The 25,318-nt window shown below is 61.2% G+C and carries 26 protein-coding genes; 11 read left to right on the forward strand and 15 right to left on the reverse strand.

What is annotated here, in order from left to right; all coding sequences use genetic code 11:
* Positions 1–133 precede the first annotated feature (133 nt).
* The 3 genes from AC3ITA_RS10820 to AC3ITA_RS10830 form a co-directional block, all read right to left on the reverse strand.
* Positions 134–1,003: an isocitrate lyase/PEP mutase family protein gene (locus AC3ITA_RS10820; protein WP_095945667.1), complete on the reverse strand. Its 870-nt coding sequence runs from the start codon at positions 1,001–1,003 to the stop codon at positions 134–136.
* Between the two features lie 141 nt (positions 1,004–1,144).
* Complete coding sequence (astA, locus tag AC3ITA_RS10825; RefSeq protein ID WP_095945668.1) at positions 1,145–2,179, reverse strand: arginine N-succinyltransferase; 1,035 nt, start codon at positions 2,177–2,179, stop codon at positions 1,145–1,147.
* Between the two features lie 49 nt (positions 2,180–2,228).
* Entirely contained in the window at positions 2,229–3,245 is a 1,017-nt protein-coding gene (locus tag AC3ITA_RS10830; RefSeq protein ID WP_489280250.1) for an arginine N-succinyltransferase, read from the reverse strand.
* Positions 3,246–3,809: 564 nt separating this feature from the next.
* Between AC3ITA_RS10830 and AC3ITA_RS10835 the strand changes: the two genes are divergently transcribed.
* Positions 3,810–4,382 (forward strand): histidine phosphatase family protein, encoded by a 573-nt coding sequence (locus AC3ITA_RS10835; RefSeq protein ID WP_095945670.1) that lies wholly within the window; start codon positions 3,810–3,812, stop codon positions 4,380–4,382.
* Positions 4,382–5,143 carry a precorrin-6A synthase (deacetylating) gene (gene cobF / locus AC3ITA_RS10840; RefSeq protein ID WP_489280253.1) on the forward strand — a complete coding sequence of 254 codons (762 nt, stop codon included), beginning with the start codon at positions 4,382–4,384 and terminating at the stop codon, positions 5,141–5,143. Before AC3ITA_RS10835 ends, cobF begins: the two co-directional genes overlap by 1 nt.
* Before the next feature lie 104 nt (positions 5,144–5,247).
* Here the strand turns inward: cobF and ftrA are convergent, their stop codons facing one another.
* Positions 5,248–6,222 (reverse strand): transcriptional regulator FtrA, encoded by a 975-nt coding sequence (gene ftrA, locus AC3ITA_RS10845; RefSeq protein ID WP_489280255.1) that lies wholly within the window; start codon positions 6,220–6,222, stop codon positions 5,248–5,250.
* Positions 6,223–6,323: 101 nt separating this feature from the next.
* Between ftrA and AC3ITA_RS10850 the strand changes: the two genes are divergently transcribed.
* Positions 6,324–6,758, forward strand: a complete 435-nt coding sequence (locus AC3ITA_RS10850) for a rhodanese-like domain-containing protein (protein WP_095945673.1) — start codon at positions 6,324–6,326, stop codon at positions 6,756–6,758.
* Between the two features lie 31 nt (positions 6,759–6,789).
* Here the strand turns inward: AC3ITA_RS10850 and AC3ITA_RS10855 are convergent, their stop codons facing one another.
* Positions 6,790–7,431, reverse strand: a complete 642-nt coding sequence (locus AC3ITA_RS10855) for a type 1 glutamine amidotransferase (protein ID WP_095945674.1) — start codon at positions 7,429–7,431, stop codon at positions 6,790–6,792.
* Positions 7,432–7,748: 317 nt separating this feature from the next.
* On the opposite strand from AC3ITA_RS10855, the gene AC3ITA_RS10860 reads away from it, so the two are divergent.
* The 3 genes from AC3ITA_RS10860 (at position 7,749) to AC3ITA_RS10870 (ending at position 10,744) form a co-directional block, all read left to right on the forward strand.
* Complete coding sequence (locus AC3ITA_RS10860) at positions 7,749–8,528, forward strand: ABC transporter substrate-binding protein (protein ID WP_095945675.1); 780 nt, start codon at positions 7,749–7,751, stop codon at positions 8,526–8,528.
* Between the two features lie 204 nt (positions 8,529–8,732).
* Positions 8,733–9,845 (forward strand): succinylglutamate desuccinylase/aspartoacylase family protein, encoded by a 1,113-nt coding sequence (locus AC3ITA_RS10865; RefSeq protein ID WP_095945676.1) that lies wholly within the window; start codon positions 8,733–8,735, stop codon positions 9,843–9,845.
* A gap of 182 nt (positions 9,846–10,027) precedes the next feature.
* Positions 10,028–10,744 (forward strand): alpha/beta hydrolase, encoded by a 717-nt coding sequence (locus AC3ITA_RS10870; RefSeq protein ID WP_095945677.1) that lies wholly within the window; start codon positions 10,028–10,030, stop codon positions 10,742–10,744.
* Positions 10,745–10,747: 3 nt separating this feature from the next.
* Here AC3ITA_RS10870 and AC3ITA_RS10875 read toward each other — a convergent pair whose 3' ends face one another.
* From AC3ITA_RS10875 to AC3ITA_RS10895, 5 genes are all read right to left on the reverse strand, one after another.
* Positions 10,748–11,314 carry a DcrB/PsbP domain-containing protein gene (locus AC3ITA_RS10875; RefSeq protein ID WP_095945678.1) on the reverse strand — a complete coding sequence of 189 codons (567 nt, stop codon included), beginning with the start codon at positions 11,312–11,314 and terminating at the stop codon, positions 10,748–10,750.
* Between the two features lie 138 nt (positions 11,315–11,452).
* Positions 11,453–12,247, reverse strand: coding sequence for a hypothetical protein (locus AC3ITA_RS10880; protein WP_095945679.1), 795 nt, complete (start codon positions 12,245–12,247; stop codon positions 11,453–11,455).
* A gap of 412 nt (positions 12,248–12,659) precedes the next feature.
* Positions 12,660–13,841, reverse strand: coding sequence for an acetyl-CoA C-acetyltransferase (locus tag AC3ITA_RS10885; RefSeq protein WP_095945680.1), 1,182 nt, complete (start codon positions 13,839–13,841; stop codon positions 12,660–12,662).
* 11 nt (positions 13,842–13,852) lie between these two features.
* Complete coding sequence (locus tag AC3ITA_RS10890) at positions 13,853–14,518, reverse strand: CoA transferase subunit B (RefSeq protein WP_008026717.1); 666 nt, start codon at positions 14,516–14,518, stop codon at positions 13,853–13,855.
* Positions 14,519–14,554: 36 nt separating this feature from the next.
* Positions 14,555–15,253 carry a CoA transferase subunit A gene (locus AC3ITA_RS10895; RefSeq protein ID WP_046043267.1) on the reverse strand — a complete coding sequence of 233 codons (699 nt, stop codon included), beginning with the start codon at positions 15,251–15,253 and terminating at the stop codon, positions 14,555–14,557.
* 175 nt (positions 15,254–15,428) lie between these two features.
* Here AC3ITA_RS10895 and AC3ITA_RS10900 point away from each other — a divergent pair, with 175 nt between their 5' ends.
* A complete protein-coding gene (locus tag AC3ITA_RS10900) occupies positions 15,429–16,331 on the forward strand; it encodes a LysR family transcriptional regulator (RefSeq protein WP_095945681.1) in 903 nt (300 codons plus the stop codon).
* 115 nt (positions 16,332–16,446) lie between these two features.
* On the opposite strand, the gene AC3ITA_RS10905 is transcribed toward AC3ITA_RS10900, so the two are convergent.
* Together AC3ITA_RS10905 and AC3ITA_RS10910 are read right to left on the reverse strand one after the other, a co-directional pair.
* Positions 16,447–17,289, reverse strand: a complete 843-nt coding sequence (locus AC3ITA_RS10905) for an NAD-dependent protein deacetylase (protein WP_489280258.1) — start codon at positions 17,287–17,289, stop codon at positions 16,447–16,449.
* Positions 17,290–17,413: 124 nt separating this feature from the next.
* Positions 17,414–18,460, reverse strand: coding sequence for a class I SAM-dependent methyltransferase (locus AC3ITA_RS10910; protein ID WP_414927754.1), 1,047 nt, complete (start codon positions 18,458–18,460; stop codon positions 17,414–17,416).
* Positions 18,461–18,900: 440 nt separating this feature from the next.
* Here AC3ITA_RS10910 and AC3ITA_RS10915 point away from each other — a divergent pair, with 440 nt between their 5' ends.
* The gene (locus AC3ITA_RS10915; RefSeq protein WP_095945684.1) at positions 18,901–19,743 is read left to right on the forward strand and encodes an HvfB family MNIO-type RiPP peptide maturase; all 843 of its coding nucleotides are present in this window, start codon (positions 18,901–18,903) and stop codon (positions 19,741–19,743) included.
* Positions 19,736–20,491 (forward strand): HvfC family RiPP maturation protein, encoded by a 756-nt coding sequence (locus AC3ITA_RS10920; RefSeq protein ID WP_489280260.1) that lies wholly within the window; start codon positions 19,736–19,738, stop codon positions 20,489–20,491. Before AC3ITA_RS10915 ends, AC3ITA_RS10920 begins: the two co-directional genes overlap by 8 nt.
* A 445-nt stretch (positions 20,492–20,936) precedes the next feature.
* Here AC3ITA_RS10920 and AC3ITA_RS10925 read toward each other — a convergent pair whose 3' ends face one another.
* The 3 genes from AC3ITA_RS10925 to AC3ITA_RS10935 form a co-directional block, all read right to left on the reverse strand.
* Positions 20,937–21,878: an IS110 family transposase gene (locus AC3ITA_RS10925; RefSeq protein WP_489280770.1), complete on the reverse strand. Its 942-nt coding sequence runs from the start codon at positions 21,876–21,878 to the stop codon at positions 20,937–20,939.
* A 444-nt stretch (positions 21,879–22,322) separates the two neighbouring features.
* Positions 22,323–23,633, reverse strand: coding sequence for an ATP-binding protein (locus AC3ITA_RS10930; protein WP_095946381.1), 1,311 nt, complete (start codon positions 23,631–23,633; stop codon positions 22,323–22,325).
* Positions 23,630–24,370 carry a response regulator gene (locus AC3ITA_RS10935; protein WP_095946382.1) on the reverse strand — a complete coding sequence of 247 codons (741 nt, stop codon included), beginning with the start codon at positions 24,368–24,370 and terminating at the stop codon, positions 23,630–23,632. Before AC3ITA_RS10935 ends, AC3ITA_RS10930 begins: the two co-directional genes overlap by 4 nt.
* Positions 24,371–24,676: 306 nt before the next feature.
* Here AC3ITA_RS10935 and AC3ITA_RS10940 point away from each other — a divergent pair, with 306 nt between their 5' ends.
* Together AC3ITA_RS10940 and AC3ITA_RS10945 are read left to right on the forward strand one after the other, a co-directional pair.
* The gene (locus tag AC3ITA_RS10940) at positions 24,677–24,940 is read left to right on the forward strand and encodes a DUF2790 domain-containing protein (RefSeq protein ID WP_095946383.1); all 264 of its coding nucleotides are present in this window, start codon (positions 24,677–24,679) and stop codon (positions 24,938–24,940) included.
* A gap of 48 nt (positions 24,941–24,988) precedes the next feature.
* Positions 24,989–25,201 (forward strand): hypothetical protein, encoded by a 213-nt coding sequence (locus AC3ITA_RS10945; protein ID WP_095946384.1) that lies wholly within the window; start codon positions 24,989–24,991, stop codon positions 25,199–25,201.
* Positions 25,202–25,318 lie beyond the last annotated feature (117 nt).

The raw sequence follows: 25,318 nt of genomic DNA on the forward strand, positions 1-25,318 counted from the left end.
GTTGGCTGTGGAGGCCTCATCGCGAGCAGGCTCGCTCCCACAGAGGATTTTCGGTGAACACATGATTTGCGTACACCCGCGATCACCTGTGGGAGCGAGCCTGCTCGCGATGGCGATGTGTCGGTTTAAACCGTCATTCCTTCACGCTCATGAACTCTTGCGCGAAGCGGATGTATTCCTCGGGTTGCGTGTAGGTGTGCGTCAGCTCGGTGGCGCTCAGGTCCGATGTCTGGGTCAGGATCTGGCGTTGCTCGCGCAGGCTGTCGTAGGTCGCTTTGATCGCGGCGAAGTACGCGCCATGACCGTCGATGGTCACGCGCACACCCAGTTCGGCCAGGCGCTTGTCATCGCGCAGCAGCGGATTGCCGTAGGTCACCAGCATCAGCGGCACGCTCAGGTGCTCGGCGATCTGCTCCAGATGGTCAAAATCCTTGATACCGACCATGCAGATCCCGTCGGCCCCGGCGTTCTGGTATTGCCGGGTGCGGCTGATGATTTCCTGCACCGGCAGAATCCCGGCGTGGGTGCGGGCGATGATTGCCATTTCCGAATCGCAGCGGGCTTCGAGCGCCGCGCGGATCTTGCCGACGCCTTCGGCGACCGTGATCAGGTCGGTGGATTTGCGGCCAAACTGCGCGGGCAGCAGGGTGTCTTCGATGGTCAGCGCGGCGACCCCGGCCCGTTCGAGTTCGACGATGGTGCGCATGACGTTGAGTGCGTTGCCGTAGCCGTGGTCGGCGTCGGCGATCACCGGCAACTGGGCGACACGGCCGATGCGGGTGGCCTGCTCAGCGAATTCGCTGAGGGTGATCAGGGCAAAGTCGGGGGCGCCCAGCACTTGCAGCGAAGCGACCGACCCCCCGAGAATCCCGACTTCGAAGCCCAGGTCGGCGGCGATGCGGGCCGACATCGGGTCGAACACCGAGGCCGTGTGGTAGCAGGTGTCGGAGGCGAACAGTTGGCGAAAATTGCGGCGCAAATCTTGATGGGAAAGCCTGGACATATGAGTTCCACCAATGGAATGGAAGGGCTTGAGCAAAAGTGTCAACGCCGAAGAAATAAAAGGCTATCACGCGCGCCGGGGGAGAATGATGACGAATTTTCTGGGTTAGGCCGATTGACGTCGCAGCGATCGAACTGATAGTCACGCCGCCACGGCCTGTTGCCGTTGGTCAAGCAGCGGTACGGCTCGCACCGAGTCACCGGGTTGCAGCTGCAAGCGCTTGGCGGTCAGGCGATCGAGCACCAGGCTGTTGCCCACCTGGCGGGCCGGGGCGCAGGTGATGCGGCAGTTTTCCAGGCGGCGATTGTGGATCAGCCAGAGGGGCGCTTTATCGTCCGGCGCGCCGATGGCCAGAAGCAGCGGTTGGCTGTCGCGTACGGTACGGATCCCGGAAACCGGGGCTTCGATGACCGGTCCGCCATCGAAGATATCGATGTAGCCCTTGTGGGCAAAACCTTCGGCGGTGAGGATTTTCAGGGCCGGCTCGGTATTGGGGTGGGCCTTGCCGATCACCGCCCGGGCCTGTTCGGTGAGCAGGCAGGTGTACAGCGGCTGGCGCGGCATCAGTTCGGCGATGAAGGATTTATTGCCCAACCCGGACAAGTGATCGGCGTGACTGAAATCCATTTTGAAAAAGTGCCGGCCAAGGCTGTCCCAGAACGGCGAGCCACCTCGTTCGTCAGCGCTGCCGCGTAATTCGGCGATGAGCCGGTTGCCGAACAACTGGGCAAACTCGGCCACAAACACCAGGCGTGCGAGGGAAAGCAAACGGCCGTTGCTGCCCTGGCGCTGGTCGGGGCGCAGGTACAACGAGCAGACTTCCGATTGCCCGGTCAATTCATTGCTCAGAAACAGGGTCGGGATCTGGCGCTGGATACCCAGGTCCGCCGAAGCGCTGACCGTCAGTCCGACCCGGTAGTTGTACCAGGGCTCACGCAGACCGATGCCACCTGTCAGGGCGCTGACGCCCACGACTTGCTGCTCGTCGTCTTCAAGCACGAACAGGTAATCGGCATCGGCCCGATCGACCTGCCCGGCAAAGGTGCGTTGGGCCCAGCGAATCCGGTGGGCCAGGCGCTCTTCGTCGGCCGGCAGGCTGGTAAGCCCCGGAACGGCCTGACGCACCAGCGTGAGCAGGGCGGGCAGGTCGGTGATCTGGACCGGACGGACAATCATGCGGCGGTTCCTTGTGCGCGTGTACTCGGGCGTTGAATCTGCTGGATATTCACAGGGCCACCAGCCTGATGGGGCTGCCCTCGGTCACCTTCAGCGCCTCGTACATGGCGGCGTCCAGCCTCACGGGTTGCCCGGGGATGTAGTCAAGATCGACGACGATGGCCCGATAATCCTTCAAGGAATCGTTGCTCACCAGAAAACAGCCACGGGCATCGATCACCGGGCCAGGCTGCGTTACGCCGCACTGGCTGTAGGCGATGGAGCGAATGCCCGAGGTGCGCGCGTAAAGTGTCGGGCCGCCATCGAACAGATCGATGTAGCTGTTGGTTTCGAAGCCTTCCCGTTCGAGGATATCGAAGGCCTCCTGGCCATCGGGATGGATGCTGCCGATGCAGTCCTGCGCCGCCTGGCTCAGCATGGGCACGTAGATCGGATACTGCGGCATCAGCTCGGCGAGAAAGGTGCGGCTCTGCAGGCCGCAAAGCCGTTCGGCCTCGACGTAGGGCAAGTCGAAGAAATGCTTGCCCACGGCGTCCCAAAAGGGTGAGTGGCCTTCATCGCTGCTGTAGCCGACGATCTCGGTGATGACCGTGTCGGAAAAACGCCGGGCGTGGGCGGCGATGAACAGCAGGCGCGCCCGCGACAGCAATTCGGAATGCGCACTGCGCACCCGCGCGGCATCGATATGGAAGCCCCGCAGCAAGGTATGGCCACTGAGGTCGTGACACAACGACAAGGCCGGTACGCCGTGCTCGATGTTCAGTTCCCGCGAGGCACTGGTGAAGTGCCGGTTGCGCAGGCTGTAAAACGGCTCGTTGTACCCCGCCGTGGCGAGGATTTCCGAGCAGCCGGCCAGGTGCCCTGTCGTCAGGTCCTCGAGTACAAAAAAATAGTTTTCCGGGCCATGAGTCTCGACGTTCTTTTCGAACGAGGCACAGGAATCGAGGATTTTTCCACGTAACCGTTCGCTATCGTCGGGCAGGGACGTGACGCCCACGAGGCTTTCACGGGCGAGCCTCTGCAACTGGGGCAGGTCGGCCAACTCGACTGGACGCAAGACCAGCATGGAGACACTCCTGTATCAAACGATTCGGCGATTGGAGCCGAACCTGACTATCACTGTCGGTTTTTCCACACATTAAATCGGTGGTCGTCTGAACGTTGTCAGGCGCCACGCTTTTTCTTATCGGGTGTTTCCCGGGATGGACCGCATTAAACGAGGAACGGGTGGTTCGGCCGCAGGCGATGCCTGGCCAGACGCGTTGATCGGGTGTTCGAAAAAAGGCATCCGGGCTCCTGCTGGATAAGCGTGGCAAGTGTTTTAACAGTCCGTTGAAAGGAGTATTTGATCATCGCGTACTGCCTGTCTAGTGAATTTTCGCGTGGTCTGCTCGTGCCCGAAAAAGGGGCGAAATGCCTGTGCTAAAGGGCTACGGCGATGTCGTAAAGTCTTGTAGGTGATTGCCTGCGTTGCGGTCAGCCATGACAGAAAGTCTGGCAGGAAATGACTGTAGGAATCTGTTTCGAGCAGGAAAATTAAACACCACCCGGGCCTGCTTTCTTGCGGCACAATTGCGTGATGGCGCTTACCTGACGCCGCTGTTCCTTTCCATCCCTGGAGTGATTACTGGTGCAGGCAACCCGTTTAACCCTGATTTGCCATGCGCGAACTGTCGCACAGAAATTGGCGCGTTTTCCTCTGGACGAACCTCTGGAGATGGATTGGCAAGCGCTCAGGCTTTCCCGTTGCAACCCGTTCAAGGGCGCTCCACGTCTTGTCTGCGGCCCGGAGTTGCGCACCCGGCAAACCGCGGAACTGTTCGGCAGCGAGTCGGAGATTGTCGACGCGCTGAGGGACTGCGACTTCGGGCGCTGGAGCGGTGTGCGCATCGGTGAGCTGCAAAAAACTGAAGCCCAGGCGCTCCAGGATTGGCTGGAAGACCCGGCTTCGGCGCCCCACGGTGGTGAGTCGCTGGTGCAACTGGAGGAGCGGGTGGGCGCCTGGTTGACAGCGCTGCAGTCGACGCCGGGGCACATCGTTGCCATTACCCATCCCTTTGTCATCCGCGCCGCGCTGACGCAGGTCTTGCAGGGGACTTCGTCCAGCCTGATCGACGTCGAACCTCTCTCGGCTGTCGAGTTACGCTTCCATGGCCGCTGGCGACTGCGCTTGCCGGGCACCGACCCCGAGGACCTGCTGTGATGAAAAAACTCCTGGTCATCGGGATCGGTGCCGGCAACCCCGACTACATCACGATGCAAGCGGTGAAGGCGTTGAATCAGGTCGATGTTTTTTTTCTCATGGACAAGGGCCGGAGCAAAGACACGCTCATCGATCTGCGCCGTGAAATCTGCGAACGCTACATCACCGGCCACGATTACCGTTTTGTCGAAGCCCACAGTCCTGAGCGCGAGCGCGAGCGCGGTGAGGTGGACTACAAGACCAGTGTCGACGACTTGAACCTGGCCAAACAACGGACCTTCGAACGGCTGATCAACGAAGAACTGTCCGACAGCCAGTGTGGTGGTTTTCTGGTGTGGGGCGACCCTGCGCTGTACGACAGCACCATCCGCATCCTTCAGACGATCCAGGCCTCGGGCACCTGTGAGTTCGAGTTCGAGGTGATTCCCGGCATTACCAGCGTCCAGGCGTTGGCGGCCCGACACAAGGTGCCGCTCAACCAGATTGGCCGCTCCGTTGAAATCACCACCGGCCGGCGTCTGGCGGCAGGGCAGGTGAGTGATGCCGACAGCCTGGTGGTGATGCTCGATGCCCAGGATGCTTACCGGCAGGTGGTGGAACAGGACACCGAGATTTACTGGGGGGCCTATCTGGGGACGCCGGATGAAATCCTGATCAGCGGCAGGCTCAAGGATGTCGCGGATGAAATCGAACGGGTGCGCAAGGCTGCAAGGCTGGCCAATGGCTGGATCATGGATACCTATTTATTGCGCAAGCCTTGAGAATTGAGGTGACCGGGCTGACGTCTTCGCGAGCAGGCTCGCACATTTGAAATGCAGTTCCCTGTGGGAGCGGGCTTGCCCGCGAAGAGGCCTTTGAAAACACCTCAAAAACCAGCATTGCCCCCACGCCCAAACCGTTCCCGATACACCGAAGGCGGCACGCCCACCACCGTGCGGAACGCCACCCGAAAGCTTTCCACCGATCGATAACCACAACGCTCGGCAATCTGCTCGGTGTTCTGGTCGCTGCTTTCCAGCAGTTCGCGGGCACGGCCCAGGCGTTCGTGCTGCAACCAGGTTTTTGGTGACTGGCCGCTGGCTTCGGTGAAGCGGCGCAGGAAGGTGCGTTCGCTCATGGCGGCTTCGCTGGCCAGGTCGCGCACCTCCAGCGGCTCGTGCAATCGCTCACGTGCCCACTGCATGACGCGGGAAAGATCGCTGCGCGGTGTGGGACTGACCGGTGTCGGAATGAATTGCGCCTGGCCACCGCTGCGTTGCGGCGACATGACCAGCCTCCGGGCCACGGAATTGGCCACCTGCGTACCGAAATCCCGCGCCACCAGGTGCAGGCAGGCATCAATGCCTGCCGCGCTGCCGGCGGAGGTGATCAATTGGCCGGAATCGACATACAGCACGTCCGGGTCCACCAGGATGCCGGGAAAGCGCTCGGCCAGTTCCGAAGTATAGCGCCAGTGCGTGGTCGCACCGTGGCCGTCGAGCAACCCGGTGGCGGCGAGGACGAAAACACCAGAGCAGATCGACAGCAACCGCGCCCCCCGCGCATGGGCCTGGCGCAGGGCGGCGATCAGTTCTGCGGGCACCGCGGCGCTGCGGTCGCGCCAGCCGGGAATGATGATGGTGCGGGCATCGGCGAGCAATTCCATGCCGCCATCGGCCAGGACCTGGATGCCGCCCATGGCACGCATCGGACCTTGATCGACCGCGACGATACGATGCTCGTACCACGGAAAATCGAATTCAGGTCGTGGCAGGCCGAAGATCTCCACGGCGATGCCGAACTCGAACGTGCACAGGCCGTCGTAGGCCAGAATCGCGACCGTTCCTGGGGTTGGGTGCATTTGGCGGAAAGTTCCCGGTGAGTGTCTTGTGCGCCACTGTAGCCGCAAGCGGCTGGCGGATAAAGTCCTCCCACACCCACCGCTTATTTGGAGTACAGCCCATGACCAGCCTGGTTCGCGAAATTCCCGCCGCCCCCTCGGCCATCGCCCTGATGCATTTCAGCAACCGTCTGACCTTCGAAACCGATTGTTCCGACGTCCACGGCAGCCAGCAGGCTGGCGAAGTCGATTTCATTCTGGTGGATGTTCGTGGTCCGCTGGCGTTCGAACGCGGGCATGTACCGGGAGCGATCAACATTCCCGGGCGCTTGCTGAGCGCCGAAAGCCTGGCGGGTTATCCGAAGAACAGCCTGTTTGTGGTGTACTGCGCCGGGCCGCATTGCAACGGCGCCAACAAGGCGGCAGTGAAACTGGCGGCCCTGGGTTATCCGGTCAAGGAGATGATCGGCGGCGTGACCGGGTGGCTGGATGAAGGGTTTGAGTTGAGTGCCGGGATACAGCGGCAAGCCAGCAGCGTGATCGGTTGCGAATGCTGATACCCAAACCCCCTCGCCAAAGGTCTGTATTTCAGCGACAGGCAGAGGCTGCCCACCACTCATCCAGCGTCGCCTCTAACCACTTGGCGACTGCTGTGTAAGCTTCAGTCTTCTGCGGGCCCCGGGGCAACGGCGACTCATCGCCAAAGTGCGCATTGAGCATGGCCACCGACTCGGCGTTCCACTCCGGATGAAACTGCAACCCCAGCAGCAAAGGCCCGGCGCGGTACATCTGCTGCGCACATTGTTCGCTGCTGGCCAACAGCTGCGCGGCAGGTGGCAGGTCGATGGCGTCTTCGTGCCACTCCAGCACCTTCAGCGCTTGCCCATCGATGAAGGTCACGGTGGTCCATCCGGTTTCGGTCCGGTCCATCCGTCGCACATTCCCGCCCAGGCTCAACGCCAGCAACTGCGCACCCAGGCAAATGGCGAACACGGCCGCGTCCTGATCCAGCGTGCCTCTGAGCCATTGCCGTTCGGCTTCCAGCCAGGCAGGGCCGGCGTTGGATTCATAAGGCCCGCCCAACAGGATCACGGGATCGGCGCTGACGGGCGGCAATTGACCGAGGTCGGCGCGAAACGCCTTCAGCGTCAGCCCTCGGGATTCGGCCCAGGTCGCGATGGCGCCCGGACCTTCGGCGGGGTGGTGCTGGATCAGGTTCAACGTGGGCATCACGCTACTCTCGATGGGACGCAAGGGCGCTCAATGTGCCGCAAATCACCGGGCATCGCCAGTCGTCCCGTTTTGTCGGATTGAGCCGAAAAACCTGTAGGCCTTGTCTGAAATCGCGATATGTCTGACAGACATTGCACCTTCATGGCGCGTTCACCTTGGCGCCTCTATTCAGGTGCCACTTTTCTGTAAATATTTGTCGCCTCGGCGTAATTTGCCCTCCTGTAGCCGCTCTAGACTGCCGGCCACTTCGGTTCCCGCTCATAAAGCAATGACCGAACGCTGCCAATAAAAGCCTCCGCACACAGGAGTTATAAATGAAGAAGCTAGTGATGTTCGGTGCCCTGGCACTGTCGCTGTTGTCCCTGACCGCCGTGGCCGCAGACGCCAAGCCGATCCGCATCGGTATCGAAGCCGGCTACCCGCCATTCTCGATGAAAACCCCTGACGGCAAACTCACCGGTTTCGACGTGGATATCGGCGATGCGCTGTGCGAGCAGATGAAAGTCAAGTGCACCTGGGTCGAGCAAGAGTTCGACGGCCTGATCCCGGCGCTGAAGGTCAAGAAAATCGACGCCATCCTGTCGTCCATGACCATCACTGACGACCGCAAGAAGAACGTCGATTTCACCATCAAGTACTACCACACCCCGGCGCGCTTCGTGATGAAGGAAGGCAGCGACGTCAAGGACCCGCTGACCGAACTCAAGGGCAAGAAAGTCGGTGTTCTGCGCGCCAGTACCCACGACCGCTTCGCCACTGAAGTGCTGCAACCGGCGGGCATTGTCCTGGTGCGCTACGGCTCCCAGCAGGAAGCCAACCTGGACATGGTGTCCGGTCGCATTGACGCGCTGCTGGCCGACTCGGTCAACCTGGACGACGGTTTCCTGAAAACCGACGCCGGTAAAGGTTTCGCTTTCGTCGGCCCTGAATACAACGATCCGAAATACTTCGGTGGCGGCGCAGGCATTGCCGTGCGCAAGGGTGATAAGGAACTGGCGGACAAGTTCAACACTGCCATCACTGAAATCCGCGCCAACGGCAAGTACAAGCAAGTGCAGGACAAGTACTTCAAGTTTGACGTTTACGGCGAGTAATCCAGCCGTTTGGAAAAATGGCAACCGTTGGCGCGGTTGCCATTTTTTTTGTGCTTTCTTTCTATTGAAACGAGATACCTGTGGGAGCGAGCCTGCTCGCGAAGGCGGCGGTACATTCAACATCCATGTTGCCTGACATGACACTTTCGCGAGCAGGCTCGCTCCCACAGGTGATCTCGCCGTTCTGACATCAGGAGTCCCCCCATGCAACGCATCGACCACAAACTGCCCTGGAGCCACCTGGGCAGCGAGCGCACCCTCAGCGTGTTTCGTTATGGCGCGGGCACGCGCAAGGTGTACATCCAGGCCAGCCTGCACGCCGACGAATTGCCGGGCATGCGCACGGCCTGGGAGTTGAAGAAACGCCTGGCCGAACTTGAACAGCAGGGACAATTGAAGGGTGTGATCGAACTGGTGCCGGTGGCCAATCCCATAGGCCTCGACCAGCACGTGCAAGGCAGCCACATGGGGCGTTTCGAGCTCGGCAGCGGCAAGAACTTCAACCGCTCGTTCGTCGAACTCAGTGCACCGGTGGCCGCGTTGATCGGTGATCGTCTCGGCAACGATGCCCAAGCCAACATCGCGCTGATTCGTCAGACCATGGGCCAGGTCCTCGACGGCTTGCCGGCAGCGCCATCGCAGCTGGAAGCCATGCACCGCCTGTTGCTGCGCCATGCCTGCGACGCCGACATCACCCTCGACCTGCATTGCGATTTCGATGCGGCCATTCACATCTACGCATTGCCGCAGCACTGGCCGCAGTGGCAATCCCTGGCGGCGCGCCTGAAGGCCGGCGTGGCGCTATTGTGTGAAGACTCCGGCGGCAGTTCGTTCGATGAATCCTGTTCTTCGCCATGGTTGCGCCTGGCCAGGGCGTTCCCGGCGGCGGCGATTCCACCGGCCAACCTGGCGACCACCCTGGAACTGGGCAGCATGGGCGACACCCGGGTCGACCAGGCCCAGGCCAATTGCGAGGCCATCCTCGGGTTCCTCGCCGAGCAGGGTTTCATCTCCGGCACCTGGCCGGCGGCACCGGCCGAATGCTGTGAGGGCATGCCGTTCGAAGGCACCGAGTACCTGTTCGCCCCGCATCACGGCGTGGTCAGCTTCCTGCGCGAGGCCGGGGAGTGGGTGGAGAAGGGCGATGCACTGTTCGAGGTGGTCGACCCATTGAACGACAAGGTCACCACCGTGCAGGCCGGCACCAGTGGCGTGCTGTTTGCCATCGACCGTGGGCGCTACACCCAGCCGGGCAGCTGGCAGGCGAAAGTCGCCGGGCGCGAGCCGATTCGGGTGGGCAAGTTGATCAACGACTGATCCAGGTACTTCGCTGTCTGTCCTGGCCTCATCGCGAGCAGGCTCGCTCCTACGGTGGAATGCATTTCATATGTAGGAGCGAGCCTGCTCGCGATGACGGCACCCGCCACGCTAGAGATGCCTCTGCCTACTGACCAGTGTTAGGCTCTTCCCCGAATCCTGCATTCAGTGAAGGAAGCCCCATGTTGAAGATGCTCGCGCTGCTCACGCTCTTGCTATCCACCGCCGTCCACGCCCAAACCCCGCTGCAAACCGACCTGCCGCTCAAGTACCTGGCGCAGGCCAGCGCCGATTCGACCCATCAACCCCTGGTGATTTTTCTCCACGGTTACGGCAGTAACGAGCAGGACCTGTTCGATATCAAGGATGGCTTGCCCAAGTCCTACACCTACCTGTCGGTGCGGGCGCCGATGGTGATGCAAGAGGGTAGCTACCAGTGGTTTCGCAAGAAGGGCGAAGGGGCCTACAACGGCGAGACCGATGATCTGAAGTCCAGCGGCCAATTGCTGCTGGATTTCGTCGCACAGGCCACGAAGAAATATCAGACCGAACCCGAGAAGGTGTTCCTGGTCGGTTTCAGCCAGGGCGCGATCATGTCCTACGAAACAGGCTTGCGGCATCCCGAGGCGCTCGGCGGGATCGCTGCGTTGAGCGGGCGGATTCTGCCGGTGCTCAAGTCCGAGCTCCAACCGGATGAAAAACGCCAGTCGCTGGCTATTTTCATCGGTCATGGCGAACAGGACAAACGCTTGCCATTGAGCGACGGCACCGAAGCCAACAGCCTGTTGCAGAGCGTGTCACTCGAGCCCGAGTTTCACGCTTACCCCGGTGTCGGTCACAGCATCAGTGCCGACGAGGTACAGGATCTGAGCGCCTGGTTGCAGCGTCTCAACCCTTGAGCCTCATTTTCCGCTGACGATCTGTTTGACCAGGGTTTCGTGGGCCGCCATGTCGCCTGGGCGGGAAATCACCTGGATCACCGCCATGCGGGTGCCGGATGCCGCCATCAACGTGGTGGTGAGGGTCATGCCACCGCCCTGGGTGGCAGTGCCGTCGATCTGGCGCAGGCCCAGCCCGTTTGTCCGGGTCAGGGCTTTCTCGCTGAGCTTGTTGTAGTCGGGCAGGGATTTGTGTTGCGCCGCATCGAAGTCGGCCACGGTGCCGTCGAGGAACCCGCCGTCGTTGTCCTTGACGCTGATACCGTTGGGCAGGGTGTTTTCAGCGGCAATCACCACGGTCTTGGTGGTCTCGTTGCTGTACAGGGTGCCGCTGGCACCGTCCGGGCTGGCCGGCAGCGGGTTGGCGATGAAACCCTTGGGCAGGTTGAAGGTGAACTTGCTGCCGAGCATCGAGACTTTATGGGCGGGCGTATTGCTGGAAGCGGCCTTGGCGGCCTGCGCATTCAAAGCCCCAAGGCCGGTAGCGACGGCCAACAGAAGGACAAGGGCTTTTTTACTCAACAATGACATCGGGATCTCCAGGGATGGGCGCGCGGTGGGGCGCGATCATCCCATGGAGGTTGCGATGCATTCCAGTGTGCTCTACCCAGCGGTCGCCTTGGCCAAGTATCCACCTATGCTGAGGACAGCCCGATGAGCTGATGCAGCTTAGCGTTTGATGGCTGCTCCTTCAGTGTCAGTCGCCGGGCCCGCCGGCCGCGCCAGCAAACGCTTGGTCACGCCCAGCATGGCCACCGACACCGCGACGCCCAGTACAAAAGCGTTCATTCCCATCGTCGGCAGGGCCAGGGCCAACACCAGGCAGAAGGCGGCGAACGAGTACATGCCGGTGGCGGTGGCGCACAACAGCGCGGCGGTGAAGGCCGGGCCACGGGTTTGCTGGGAGAATACCGCCATCACGCTGCCCAATACCGGGAACACCGCCAGCAGGCCGCTCCAGCGGTCGCCGACGGTGCTGGCCAGCAGAGTCACGATCAGGGTGAGCAACGCACCGGCCACCATGCGCAACAGGAGTTTGTCGGACTTCGGTGCCGGACCACTGAGCACCGGTTGCACGGTGGGGAACAAGTACGGTGCAGCGAGCAGCGCGGTGGCGGCGGAGCACACCGAAAACATCAGGGAGGCCGGGATCAGCGACAGGGCAACCGCCACCAGTGCCCAGACCGACAGTGAGATCAGCAGCGCCAGCGGCCATCCGGCCCGTTGTGCGACTTGGGCGTAAGTCACGCAGAACGCAATCATCGCGAACATGGCCGACAGCGCGGCGGTGGCCGATTGCGCGGCGAACGCCTGGCCTTGTTCGAGGGCGAGGAACAACAGGATCGGTCCGACCACTACCGGCAACCCCGATAACCAACCGGCCACGCTCGGCCCCCAGCGTTTGCCCGCCAGGGAAATCAGTAGCAGGAAGCCTGGGATCACCAGCAATTTGAGGATCAACACGCGCACGTCTCCGACCTGTGTGAAGTGGCAACGGTAACATTGCATCGGGTAGATTGCTTTATTTGTATGTGGATTTTGTATACAAAATCCAAGCCCTTTGAAAATTGTGCGAAAGGTCTTTGCGCATACGTTTTTTGGACATCCCGCGATGGGGTCAATCCGCTATGGTTGAATCTGCAGTTTTTGAGGTGACAGTTCGGGCCTCATCGCGAGCAGGCTCGCTCCCACAGTTAACTTTCTGTGACCACAAATCCCCTGTGTGAGCGAGCCTGCTCGCGAAGAACGATGACTCGGTCCACCTGAAAAAACGCAGGCAAAAAAGAACCCGGTACGACTTGCATCGTACCGGGTGTTTTTCCAGGCGGTCACGGATCTTCGTGGGTCCCCGCGCCGTCTGTTGAACGCTGTTGGCTTACGCCCGTTCGAGCGCCAGTGCCACGCCCTGACCACCACCGATACACAGGGTGGCGAGGCCTTTTTTGGCGTCGCGCTTGAGCATTTCATGCAGCAGGGTCACCAGCACGCGGCAACCCGAGGCACCGATCGGGTGACCCAGGGCGATGGCGCCGCCGTTGACGTTGACCTTGTTCAAGTCCCATTCCAGGTCCTTGGCCACCGCCAGCGATTGCGCGGCGAAGGCTTCGTTGGCTTCAACCAGCTCAAGCTGGTCGATGCTCCAGCCGGCCTTGTCCAGGCAGCGGCGAGTGGCCGACACCGGGCCGATGCCCATGATCGCCGGATCGACGCCTGCGTTGGCGTAGGCAGCGATTTTCGCCAGTACCGGCAGGCCGAGGGCCTTGGCTTTTTCCGCGCTCATCAGGATCACGGCCGCGGCGCCGTCGTTCAGCGACGAAGCGTTGCCGGCGGTCACCGAACCGTCCTTCTTGAAGGCGGCTTTGAGTTTGCCCAAGGATTCGGCGGTGGTGCCGGCCCGTGGTTGCTCGTCGGTGGCGAAGGACAGCGGATCGCCCTTGCGCTGCGGGATCAGGATCGGGGTGATTTCATCGACGAAGCGCCCGGCTTCGATGGCGGCTACGGCTTTCTGCTGCGAGGCGGCGGCGAACGCGTCCTGCTGCTCGCGAGTCAGGCTGTATTTCTCGGCCAGGTTCTCGGCGGTGATGCCCATGTGGTAATCGTTGAACGCATCCCACAGGCCATCGCTGATCATGGTGTCGACGATTTGCCCGTTGCCCATGCGCAGGCCGGTGCGGGCGCCGGGCATGACGTAGTTGGCCAGGCTCATGTTTTCCTGGCCGCCGGCGATGATCACCTCGGCGTCGCCGCAGCGGATCGCCTGGGCGCCCAGGTGCAGGGCTTTAAGACCCGAGCCGCAGACCTTGTTCAGGGTCATGGCCGGTACGGCGAAGGGCAGGCCGGCCTTGATCGCGGCCTGGCGCGCAGGGTTTTGCCCGGCGCCGGCAGTCAGTACCTGGCCCATGATCACTTCATCGACTTGTGCAGGGTCCAGGCCGGTTTGCGCCAGCAGCTGGCGGATCACCGCAGCGCCCAGGTCAACCGCGGACACATTGGCCAGGGATCCCTGGAAGCTGCCGATCGCGGTGCGCGTGGCGGCAACAATGACGACTTCTTGCATGGAATGATTCCTCACTGGGCAGCGAACTGCATTTCCGGTACGTGGTCCGGCACGATCAGTTTACCGGCTGTTTTGGCGACGATCTCTTCGACGCTGACGCCCGGCGCACGTTCTTTGAGAATGAACGCGCCGTTTTCGATTTCCAGATAGGCCAGGTCGGTCAGTACACGCTTGATGCACCCGGCGCCGGTCAGCGGCAGGCTGCATTGGGACAACAGCTTGGACTCACCGTCCTTGGAAGCGTGGGTCATGATGACGATGATGTTGTCGGCGCCGGCCACCAGGTCCATCGCGCCGCCCATGCCCTTGACCAGTTTGCCGGGGATCATCCACGAGGCGATATTGCCTTGCACGTCCACTTCGAACGCGCCCAGCACGGTCAGGTCGACATGACCGCCGCGGATCATCGCGAAGGACTCGGCGGAGGAGAAAATCGACGCGCCGGTGCGTGCGGTCACGGTTTGCTTGCCGGCGTTGATCATGTCGGCATCGATGGTTTCTTCGGTAGGAAACGGACCCATGCCCAGCAGGCCGTTTTCCGACTGCAGCATGACTTCCATGCCTTCGGGGATGTAGTTGGCGACCAGGGTCGGAATGCCGATGCCCAGGTTCACGTAGAAGCCGTCCTGCATTTCGCGGGCGACGCGTTGAGCCATTTGTTCGCGGGAAAGTGCCATTGTCGTTATTCCTTCATTCGGTCCGGGGGCAGGGGATCACTTACGCACGGTGCGCTGTTCGATGCGCTTCTCGAACGTGCCGCAGATGATCCGGTCGACGTAGATGCCAGGGGTGTGGATCTGCGCCGGGTCCAGCTCGCCGGGTTCGACGATTTCTTCGACTTCGACCACGGTGATCTTGCCGGCGGTGGCCGCCAGCGGGTTGAAGTTCTGGGCGGTGTGGCGATAGATCACGTTACCGAAATGGTCGGCTTTCCAGCCTTTGACGATGGCGAAGTCGCCGGTGATGGATTCTTCCATCAGGTACTTGCGGCCATGGAATTCGCGGACTTCCTTGCCTTCGGCGACTGGAGTGCCAACGCCGGTGGCGGTGAAAAAGGCCGGGATGCCGGCGCCGCCTGCGCGCATTTTTTCGGCGAGGGTGCCTTGCGGGGTCAGGGTGACTTCGATTTCGCCCTTGAGCAGTTGCTCTTCGAACAGCTTGTTTTCGCCGACATAGGAGGCCACCACTTTGCTGATCTGGCGGTCGGTCAGCAGTACGCCCAGGCCGAAACCGTCGACGCCGCAGTTATTGGAAACCACGGTGAGATCGCGGGTGCCCTTGCGCTTGATCTCGTTGATCAGGTTCTCCGGGATCCCGCACAGGCCGAAGCCGCCGGCGATCACGGTCATGCCGTCTTCAAGACCTGCCAGTGCTTCCTCGTAGGAACTCACGCGCTTGTCGAAACCTGCCATATGCACCTCTTTTATTCTTTGTGGGCGGCTGGCTAGCCGAATGGGATGGAGTGTCTCGCTGTGAGATTCATTTGTTAAGTTGTTTTTTAGAGCGGATTGATTGATAAAGCTCAATAATGTTTTGTCTCTTCTATTGCAGCTTAGAACCTGAAGCTTACAACCGGAGCATCGCCCCATGACCGTCAAGCAGATCCGCGCCTTTCTGGCCGTGGCCCAGAGCCTGAGCTTTGCCGTGGCCTGCGAGCGCCTGCACCTGTCGCAATCGGCCCTGAGCCTGACCATCAAGGCGCTGGAGGAGGGCTTGGGCGGGCGCTTGTTCACCCGTAACACACGTAACGTGTCGCTCACCGCCGAAGGCGAATCTCTGGTGCCGCTGGCGCGCCGCTTGATCGCCGACTGGGACAATGTCGAGGATGAACTGCGTCAGCGCTTCACCCTGCAGCGCGGTCGCGTGACCCTGGCGGCGATGCCGTCGTTTGCCGGCAACCTGCTGCCGCCGATCCTCAAGACCTTCCGCGCGCGCTATCCGAATGTCAACGTGACGGTCAATGACGTGATCAACGAACAAGTGCTGGAAATGGTCCGTGACCGCCAGGTGGAACTGGGGGTGGCGTTCGAGCCGACCCAGAGCTCGTCGCTGCAATTCACACCGTTGTACATCGACCGATTCGTCGCGGTGGTGCCCCTGGATTCGGCGCTGGCCGAACTCGACGACATCGACTGGCAGACCCTGCTCAAGGAACCCTTCATTACCTTGCAGCGACCGTCGACGGTGCGGGTGATGCTGGAAGAACACTTGCAGGCCCGGGGCATGAAGCTGCCGGTGGAGTTTGAAAGCCATCAACTGGCGACGGTCGGGCGCATGGTCGCCAGCGGCCTGGGCGTGAGCGCGGTGCCGGCCTTGTGCGCCGGGCAGATGCGCGAACTGGGGGCGCGTTGCATTACCTTGCGCAACCCTGTGGTGGAGCGGGCGCTGGGGGTGCTCACGTTGCCGGGGGGAGAGCTGTCGGCGGCGGCGCAGGCGTTGTTTGATGTGCTCAAAGAGGAAAATCTTGGGCAGCGAGTTGCCATGAGCTGATCACAATCCTCTGTAGGAGCGAGCCTGCTCGCGATGGCGGTGTGTCAGTTGACAAAGATGTTGTATGTGCCGGCCCCATCGCGAGCAGGCTCACTCCTACAGGGATCGGGTTTCGTCAGTTGCCAAGTAGCTTCGCCAATACTGGCAACAACCGCTCGCACGACTCCTCGATCTTCAAATCCAGCATCTCATCGGCCCGGGTCTTGCCCAGGTTGATCGCAATCAACGGCTTGCCCTGATCCACCACCGCCCGGCACAAGCGAAACGCCGAATAGGCCATCAACGACGAGCCAATCACCAACAGCCCCGCAGCCTGTTCGACGGCGGCCATCGCCTTGGCCGCCGTGGCCTGTGCGACGTTCTCGCCAAAAAACACCACATCCGGCTTCATCCGTTCCCCGGCGCAATGCGGACAGTGGGGGACCTTGAAACGTTCCTCGAAGGCCGGGTCGAGCAAGGTGTCGCCGTCCGGCGCCTGCATCGCGTCGACGCCGGCCAGGTAGGGGTTCTGTGTTTCCATCAGGTACTGGATCGAATCGCGTTCACTGCGCTGGCCGCAATCCAGGCACAACACCCGGTGCAGACTGCCGTGGAGTTCGATCACGTCACGGCTGCCGGCCTGGTCGTGCAGGGTGTCGACGTTCTGAGTGATCAGCCCGCTGATCTGCCGCGTGCCTTGCAAGCGGGCCAGGGTGTCGTGGGCCACGTTCGGTTGTGCCAGTCGCACCCTTGGCCAGCCGAGCATCGCCCGCGCCCAATAGCGTCGCCGGGACTCCGGGGCCGAGAGAAATTCCTGGTACATCATTGGTTGTCGGCCACGCCGCAGGCCTTGGCTGTCGCGATAATCCGGGATACCCGAGGGCGTGCTGATACCGGCACCGGTCAGCACGGCAAACGGCTGATCCGCCATCAGCTGATGGAGGCGATCGAGTTGGTCACGGGTCTGGCGGTCGAGCATGCCGGGAAACCTGTAGGAGCGAGCTTGCTCGCGATGGAGTGTCAGTCGTCATCAATATAGCTGACACACCATCGTCGGAATGCCGCCCGGACCAAGCTCGCTCCTACAGAGATGGCGGCGGGGACTATTTACGTGCCTCCAGGATCAGGTTGAACGGCGTTTCAGTCGCCCGGCGGAATTGAGTGAAACCCGCTTCGGTGAACACCTTGCGCAACCGCGCTTCACCGGCCTGGGCACCGAGGCCGAGGCCTACTTCCTGGGACAGCGAGTTGGGCGTGCAAATAAAGGTCGACGCCGCGTAAAACAGGCGTCCGACCGGGTTGACGTTGTCGTCGAGCAAGTCGTTGGCGTAGGGCTCGACCAGCAGCACGGTGCCGTCGTCTTTCAATGATTCATAAGCATGCTTGGCCGCGCCCACCGGGTCGCCCATGTCGTGCAGACAGTCGAAGTAGCAGATCAGATCGTAGTCGCTGCCGGGGTAACTTTTGGCCGTGCCCTGGAAGAACCGGGCCCGATCGGACACACCCCCTTCTTCGGCCCGTTGCGTGGCAACGGTAACGGACGGCGCGTGGTAGTCGAAACCGACGAAGCGCGAATCCGGAAACGCCTGGGCCATGATCACCGTCGAGGCGCCATGGCCGCAGCCGATGTCCGCCACTTTGGCCCCTGCCTCCAGTTTGGCCACCACGCCGTCGAGGGCCGGCAACCATTCGGCAACCAAATGGGCTTTGTAGCCGGGGCGGAAGAAGCGTTCGGTCCCGCTGAACATGCACGGATGGTGATCGCCCCAGGGCAGGGCGCCGTCGCCGCGCATCGCTTTGACCAGTTTGTCCTTGTCATGGAAAAACGACGCGACCACGCCGATCCCGCCCGCCACATAAACCGGTGAGTCTTCGTTTGCCAGAGCCATGGCTTGCTCTTCGGGGAGGCGGAACTGGCCGTTGCGATGTTCCATGTAGCCCGAGGCGGCGTGGGCACTGAGCCATTCGCGCAACAGACGGGTGTTGCAGCCGGTTTTCTCGGCAAGGGTTTCGGGGGTGATGGGCTGACTGTCGGCCATCGCCCGGTACAGGCCGAGCTCTTCGCCGAGGATGACGTTGGCGAGCATCGCCGCGCCGCCCATGTCATTCACCAGTTTGCCCATGAAATCGTTAAGTCTGGCCTCGTCCATCATGTGTGCTCCTTCAGCAGGATCACGGTCCAGAGGCATTGTCTGGCGAAGTGCTCGCCGCTGGGCGGTGGTCGTTGGAATGTGCAGGGCGCTGAGCGGGCCCTGTGTGCGTTAAGTTTAGTTCGGGCCTTGTATTGCGTGGTCTGGCGCGACGAAAGCGGCGAGCCTGGCACAACCCTCTGTCGGAGCGAGCTTGCTCGCGAAGGTCGTCAACGATAACGCGCGCTGTCTGGATATACACGGTGTGCTCGGGTTTTTCGCGAGCAAGCTCGCTCCTACAGGGGGTGGCGTTGTGTATTGCAGTGTGTCCAGCCCCGGTTTCGATACATAGCCATCCATTGTCGTGCCCTGTCGAACACAGTCCCGATACACCCCTTCGATTAACTGTGTCTCAAGGCGGGCACCTGCCCGCAATCCTGGACACATGCGAGATCGACACCATGCAGACATCCATCCCCCCCGTAGCCAAGGCCAGCGCAGGGCTTGGCCTGCGTCGCGGTTTACTCAAAGACCTCCAGGCCGCACCGGCAGGCGATTTCGACTTTCTGGAAGTCGCGCCGGAAAACTGGATCGGCATCGGCGGCGCCCACGGCGCGGCATTGGGCGCCCTGGCGGAACGCTATCCGTTGTCCTGTCATGGCCTGTCCCTGTCCCTCGGTGGGCCGTCGCCGCTGGACATCGTTTTTTTGCAGGAAGTCCGGGTTTTTCTCGATCACTACAACGTGCCGCTGTATAGCGAGCATTTGAGCTATTGCAGCGATGACGGCCACCTGTACGACCTGTTGCCGCTGCCGTTTACCGAAGAGGCGGTGCACCACGTCGCCGCGCGTATCCGCCAGGCCCAGGACATTCTCGGGCGACGTCTGGCGGTGGAAAACGTTTCCTATTACGCCGCGCCCCAACAGGACATGGAGGAGGTGACGTTCACCAATGCCGTGCTGTGTGAGGCCGATTGCGACCTGCTGCTGGACGTCAACAACGTCTACGTCAATTCGATCAACCACGGCTTCGATCCGCAGGCGTTTCTGGCGGGCATCGATTCAGGCAGGGTGGTGGCGATGCACATTGCCGGGCATTTCGACGAGTCCGATACTTTGAAGATCGACACCCATGGCGCTTCGGTCAAACCGGCGGTGTGGTCGTTGCTGGCCCAGGCTTATGCCCGGTTTGGCGCGCAACCGACCTTGCTGGAGCGGGATTTCAACTTTCCCGTATTCGCCGAACTGGTGGCGGAACTGCAGACCATTCGCCGCCTGCAACGGGAGGGCGTGAACCGTGGATAAGTCGAGTCTTTTGCATCAACAAACCACCCTGGGCCTGTACCTGCGCGACCCTGAACACAACGCGCCACCCACTGAAATGGACCCGGTGCGGGCACAGGTTTATCGCGATCTGGTGTTCGCCAACCTGTCTTCGCTGCTCAGTGGCACCTTTCCGGTGTTAGTGAAGATTCTGGGGGATGAACGCTGGCGTTCGCTGGTGCGGATCTTTCTGCGGGACTACCGCGCTCGCACGCCGAAATTTGGTGAGATCGCCCAGGAGTTTGTCGAGTTTCTCGCGGCCGGGCCTCAGGCGTTGAGCGATGGGTCGTGGCCGCCGTTCATGGTGGAACTGGCGCATTACGAGTGGGTGGAAATGGCGCTGCAGCAGTCTGACGCCGAGCCTCTGGTTGCCGGTCATGCCGCGTTGCTGCTGGATCGACCCTTGCAGGTGTCGCCGCTGGCCTGGCCGTTGGCGTATGCCTGGCCGGTGCAACGGGTGGGGCCGGATTGTCAGCCTGATGTGGTGCCTGCTCAGCCGACCTTGTTGCTGGTGCGTCGTGCCGAGGACTGGGGAGTGAAGTTTTCTGAACTGAGTCCGTTGGCGTGGCGGTTGTTGCAGCGAATTGGCGAGTTTCCCGAGTTGACCGGGCGTGAGCAGTTGCAGGGATTGGCGGTCGAGGCGGGGATGGTAGGGGCTTCTGAGTTTTTGGAGGGAGGGTTGGCTTTGTTGCGGCAGATGCATGGGGAGGGGGTTGTTGGTGTTGGTTGATCTTCTTTGACCTTGGCGGCCTCTGGGCCGACCAGGCTCTTGGTTGATTGAGTACATATCCGTTTCTGCGGTAACGGCGACTTATGGTTTCGCCCTTACGGCGAGTCCCTTTGGCAAACGCCCCAAAGGAACCAAAGGTCTCGCCCCTTACGTACGGCCCCTCGCTAAGGCTCGGCGTTCCTTCGCTCCAGTATTCATCCGGGGGCATTGCCCTCCGGTCGGCTTCGCTTCGACCTACATGCAATGAGTTCGACTGCGTCGAACGGCGCTGCGCACCAGTCCCCGGATGAACACCTCCACTCAGCCTGCCGATGGGGGCGGGTGGATCAAGATCAAGAGCTGCAGGCGAGCTAACGCTCGGCCTGATGAGTGGTGAAAAGCGGCGCGGTGTACGCCGCTCTGCCTTTGCCTTTCTGTGGGAGATTCTATGGTTGAGGGAAAGTCCTCAACTGGCTTTTGGCTGATATTCGCTTTGCCCTTTCAGCAAGGCGAATACCACCCGAGCAAGCTTGCGAGCCAGCATCACTAGCGCCTGAGTGGTGCTGAACCCCCGAGTTCTTTGTTCTTCGTAATACCCTTTCCAGGCTTTCGTACGGCTAGCCGACATCGCTGCATTGTGCAGAAGTCGGCGGGCCTCGGGGTCACCGTGCTTGCTCAAACTGCGGCGAGCGTCCTTCTGTCCTGATTTCGCCACCCGTAAATCCATGCCCAAGAAGGCGATAAATGCATCCGCGTTTCTAAAATCTCCTCGCTGAAATGCGGTTATCAAGCGGGCCCCAGTCAAAAATCCAATACCCTCAACTTTCAGGCAGCGCTTCAATTGACCGAGCAAACCGGCCTCTTTGAGCTGATCGTTGATCGTCTTTTCGATCAGCGTCTCAAGCTGCTGCATGGACTTCACTTGCTCGGCAAAAGCCGCCTTGAGCAGCGGCTCATTCGACCAGCTCTGCACCAGGCCGACCCTGGCCTGGACCAAGGCTGCGCGACGGCGGAAAAGGCTCAGGAGCTGGCGGTACAGCGGTGAGGGCGGGGTCCAGGGACGCAACTCCTCGGCCTCGTTCTTCAGGTAACGAGCCAGCAGCTTGGCATCCAGTGCGTCGGTTTTGGCGCGGATCTTCACGCCTTCGCGATAATGTTTGAGTTCATAGCCTCCCACCATGTAAATCGTACAACCGGCCTCATAGGCCAGATCAGCGAAGTCCAGGTGGTAGATGTTGGTCGCCTCAATGGCAATGGCCACCGTTCCCGACAACGCCTTCAGCCACTGTTTGATGGATGTCTTGGTGTTGGGAATCTCTTGAAGCGAATCACCATCATACTGATAAATCACCAGCTCATTCTTGGCGACATCCACACCCACGATCGGTTTTGATAGAGAGACCGGCATTGCCACAGGATTTCCTCCGGGATAAGGTTTGAGCACTTGAAGGGCTCACCCAGAGGCGCAGGCTTGTTCCTATCGTCGGTCTAGCCAGATGCATTCTTTATCGGCGCTTGGGTGAAAGGAGGAGGGGTGAAATCTCCCACGGTCTGTACTGCGCTAACAGTCAGAATCGAGCCTTGTCCCTCCTCCTCCCTTCAAGTCCTACCATACAAGCGAGCTTGCTCGCGATGGTGGCCTGCCAGCCGATCGAAATCTTTCGGATGTACTGAGTACCTGTGGGAGCGGCGGTGCGGCGATCCGACTTGCCCGCGAAGGCGTCCTGCCAGCCGAGCAATATCTCGCGGATGTACTGAGTACCTGTGGGAGCGAGCCTGCTCGCGATGACGGCCTGCCAGCCAACCATTCTTTACGGCAAGGCCGATATCCTCACCCTTAAGCCAAACCCTTCTACACCGGCAATCGCAACTCCGCACACAACCCGCCACCCTCGCGATTGCTCAAGGTCAACGACCCTCCAATCGCGACCGCCAGCTGCTGGGCGATCGCCAGCCCCAACCCGGTGCCGCCGGTGCTGCGGTTGCGGGAACTCTCAACGCGATAGAACGGTTCCATCACTTGCTTGAGCTCCTCCTCGGCGATCCCCGGGCCTCGGTCAAGGATCCTGATCGACAGATTGCCATCGGCCCGTTTTTCCACCTGCAATTGAGCAGCACCGGCAAACTTCAATGCGTTGTCCGTCAGGTTGACCAGCACCCGGCGCAAGGCGTGGGGACGGGTGTCGATGACGGCTGCGCTTTTGCCGGTGAGCTGCACGTCCTTGCCCACGTCCTGATAATCGAACACCAGGCTATCGAGGAACGAGTCGAGGTCGGTGCGGCGGCTTTCTTCGGTGGCGCCGTGGATGCTGCGGGCGTAGGCCACGCCTTCGCGGACCAGGTGTTCCATTTCGCCCAGGTCGTTCCACAGTTTGTCTTTTTCACTGGAGTCGTCCATGAACTCGGCACGCAGTTTCATGCGGGTGATCGGGGTTTGCAGGTCGTGGGAAATTGCCGCGAGCAACTGCATGCGTTCCTTCAGGTAGGCCGCGATGCGTGCTTGCATCGAGTTGAAGGCCCTGGCGGCGTGGGCGACTTCGGTCGGGCCTTTTTCGTCCAGGAGTACTGGGTGCGCGTTGGGGTCCAGGGTTTCTACCGCACCGGCGAGGCGGGTGAGGGGGCGGATGGCAATTCTGACCGCCAGCCAGGAGCAGGCCAGCGTCAGCGCCAGTTGCCCGAGCAACACGATGGGCAGCCAGGGCGACAACGGCACCATCGCCGGGCGGACGTCGATGGTCAGCGGGCTGCCATCCGCCAGTTTCAAATGCACTTGAAAATGTTTTTTCGGCCCGGGGATGTCGGTAAAGGTCATCGGGTAATCGTGACCGATGGCGTCCTTGATCGAGGCAATGGCAATGGGCGCATCGGGCATGTCGGTGCGGATGGGCGTGCCCGGCGAACCCTCATTGAGCAGGTAACTGTAATTGCGCCGCTCCAATTGTTTGAGCCACGCGGCTCGCTCATCGACGGGCAAGCGGTCGAGGATGGCAACGGAGGTGGAAACGTCGGTTTCCAGGTTGCCGAGCATGGTGTTTTTCGAGGACTCGTAGCGTTCGTAGTACTGCGCGCCGAAGGACAGCGCCTGGGCAAGGATCAGGCCGATCAGGAAAATCAGCGACAGCCGCGAGGCCAGGGTACGCGGCCAATGCAGCGCCAGGGTCATGATTGATCGCCCAGGATTTCCACCGGCAGGGAAAACACATAGCCTTCGCTGCGCACGGTCTTGATGTAGGCCGGTTCCCGGGCGTCGTCGAGCAAGCGCTGGCGCAGGCGACTGACCAGCAGATCGATGGAACGGTCGAACAGGTCGGCATCGCGGCCTTGGGTCAGGTTGAGCAATTGATCGCGGTTGAGCACCCGTTGCGGATGGTCGAGAAACACCCGCAGCAATCGATATTCGGCGCCACTCAGGGCCACCATGGTGCCGTCTTCATCGAGCAGGTGTCGGGCCGAGGTGTCCAGGCGCCAGCGGCCGAAAGCCAACAGCCGGCTGGCTTCGGTCACCACCAGGTTTGGCGGCAGCATGCGCGTGCGTCGTAGCACCGCGTTGATCCGCGCCAGCAGTTCACGGGCGGCGAACGGCTTGACCAGGTAGTCGTCGGCGCCCATTTCCAGGCCGAGGATGCGATCGGTTTCATCGTTGCGGGCGGTGAGCATCAGCACCGGGGTGGCCTTGTGCTTGCCGGCGCGCAATTCACGGCAGAGCACCAGGCCATCGTCCCCCGGCATCATGATGTCCAGCACGATCAGGTCCACCGGGGTGGTTTCCAGAAAGGCGCGCATCTGCCGTCCATCCGCCACGACCGTGGTGCGCAGGCCGTTCTTCTTCAGGTAGTTGCCAACCAGTTCGCGGATTTCGCGGTCATCGTCAACGATGAGGATGTGATCAACGTGATCCATTGGGCCAAACCTCTGGTAAATGGGGAATGCCACACAGTCTATCGAGCCTGGGCGGGCTCGCCTGCCGCCCTTTGTATTGCAGTGTATCTGGCTTGCCTGCGGATACACACGAAGGCAAAAAAGCCGATTTCCAGCGGTTTTGTATTGCTCTGTATCTGCGCCCGGTTCTGATACGCAGCGATTGATTCACGCTGATTCCCGACACAGACGAGATACCTCGCAGGCTTTTAATGGGTTCCATCGAGGCAAACCAGACCGCCTCGGATCAGCCAACGATCAACCTGTTGAAACCCTGAGGAACTCGCCATGAACACCAAGGCCATCTACGCCGCCTGCCTGTTTGCCGCCCTGAACATCTGCACCCTGTCGGCCCGTGCCGAAGCCGATGTCACTCCCGAAACCTACACCTACGGCACCCAGCTGGATATCCGCAAAGTGGTGTCGCTGAACGAGGACACAACACCTTCCTGCGGCGTGGTGAATGCGCGGCTGACGTACCTCGACTCCCAGTCCCGGACCCAGGTGCTGAATTACAGCAAGTTCGCTGACAACTGCAACTCGGAAAACTGAGTGTCGCGATCAATCACCGCTCAATCCATTTGAAACAGGAAGGACATCATGAACAACATTTCCCGCCACCTGACCGCCATCGTCTTTGCCGTCGCCGGTGCGGCGGCCCATGCCAACGCCGCTGTCGAGCAGAGCGCCTGCGCCGGCAACACCTGCTTCCAGCTCACGCCGGTGGCGCAGAAGGATACCCAGGGCTTCCTGGCGCAGGACGGTTCCAGCCGTACTCCACAGGGGCAGTTGCAGGATGAGCAGACCGCTTGAGAACACCCCCGATCCACTGTAGGAGCGAGCCTGCTCGCGATAGCGATGGTTCAGTCAACGGTGTGTCGCCTGACCGGACGCCATCGCGAGCAGGCTCGCTCCTACAGTGGTGATGTG

The organism is Pseudomonas sp. GL_090 (assembly GCF_057837765.1).

Coding starts and splice junctions, on each gene's coding strand:
- AC3ITA_RS10895 (WP_046043267.1), bottom strand. CDS start 15,253: ATGGCAGGTTTCGACAAGCGCGTGAGTTCCTACGAGGAAGCACTGGCA.
- AC3ITA_RS10860 (WP_095945675.1), top strand. CDS start 7,749: ATGAAGAAGCTAGTGATGTTCGGTGCCCTGGCACTGTCGCTGTTGTCC.
- AC3ITA_RS10865 (WP_095945676.1), top strand. CDS start 8,733: ATGCAACGCATCGACCACAAACTGCCCTGGAGCCACCTGGGCAGCGAG.
- AC3ITA_RS10855 (WP_095945674.1), bottom strand. CDS start 7,431: ATGCCCACGTTGAACCTGATCCAGCACCACCCCGCCGAAGGTCCGGGC.
- astA (WP_095945668.1), bottom strand. CDS start 2,179: ATGATTGTCCGTCCGGTCCAGATCACCGACCTGCCCGCCCTGCTCACG.
- cobF (WP_489280253.1), top strand. CDS start 4,382: ATGAAAAAACTCCTGGTCATCGGGATCGGTGCCGGCAACCCCGACTAC.
- AC3ITA_RS10820 (WP_095945667.1), bottom strand. CDS start 1,003: ATGTCCAGGCTTTCCCATCAAGATTTGCGCCGCAATTTTCGCCAACTG.
- AC3ITA_RS10935 (WP_095946382.1), bottom strand. CDS start 24,370: ATGGATCACGTTGATCACATCCTCATCGTTGACGATGACCGCGAAATC.
- AC3ITA_RS10910 (WP_414927754.1), bottom strand. CDS start 18,460: ATGGACGAGGCCAGACTTAACGATTTCATGGGCAAACTGGTGAATGAC.
- AC3ITA_RS10900 (WP_095945681.1), top strand. CDS start 15,429: ATGACCGTCAAGCAGATCCGCGCCTTTCTGGCCGTGGCCCAGAGCCTG.
- AC3ITA_RS10915 (WP_095945684.1), top strand. CDS start 18,901: ATGCAGACATCCATCCCCCCCGTAGCCAAGGCCAGCGCAGGGCTTGGC.
- AC3ITA_RS10885 (WP_095945680.1), bottom strand. CDS start 13,841: ATGCAAGAAGTCGTCATTGTTGCCGCCACGCGCACCGCGATCGGCAGC.
- AC3ITA_RS10925 (WP_489280770.1), bottom strand. CDS start 21,878: ATGCCGGTCTCTCTATCAAAACCGATCGTGGGTGTGGATGTCGCCAAG.
- ftrA (WP_489280255.1), bottom strand. CDS start 6,222: ATGCACCCAACCCCAGGAACGGTCGCGATTCTGGCCTACGACGGCCTG.
- AC3ITA_RS10890 (WP_008026717.1), bottom strand. CDS start 14,518: ATGGCACTTTCCCGCGAACAAATGGCTCAACGCGTCGCCCGCGAAATG.
- AC3ITA_RS10945 (WP_095946384.1), top strand. CDS start 24,989: ATGAACAACATTTCCCGCCACCTGACCGCCATCGTCTTTGCCGTCGCC.
- AC3ITA_RS10830 (WP_489280250.1), bottom strand. CDS start 3,245: ATGCTGGTCTTGCGTCCAGTCGAGTTGGCCGACCTGCCCCAGTTGCAG.
- AC3ITA_RS10905 (WP_489280258.1), bottom strand. CDS start 17,289: ATGCTCGACCGCCAGACCCGTGACCAACTCGATCGCCTCCATCAGCTG.
- AC3ITA_RS10930 (WP_095946381.1), bottom strand. CDS start 23,633: ATGACCCTGGCGCTGCATTGGCCGCGTACCCTGGCCTCGCGGCTGTCG.
- AC3ITA_RS10875 (WP_095945678.1), bottom strand. CDS start 11,314: ATGTCATTGTTGAGTAAAAAAGCCCTTGTCCTTCTGTTGGCCGTCGCT.
- AC3ITA_RS10850 (WP_095945673.1), top strand. CDS start 6,324: ATGACCAGCCTGGTTCGCGAAATTCCCGCCGCCCCCTCGGCCATCGCC.
- AC3ITA_RS10940 (WP_095946383.1), top strand. CDS start 24,677: ATGAACACCAAGGCCATCTACGCCGCCTGCCTGTTTGCCGCCCTGAAC.
- AC3ITA_RS10870 (WP_095945677.1), top strand. CDS start 10,028: ATGTTGAAGATGCTCGCGCTGCTCACGCTCTTGCTATCCACCGCCGTC.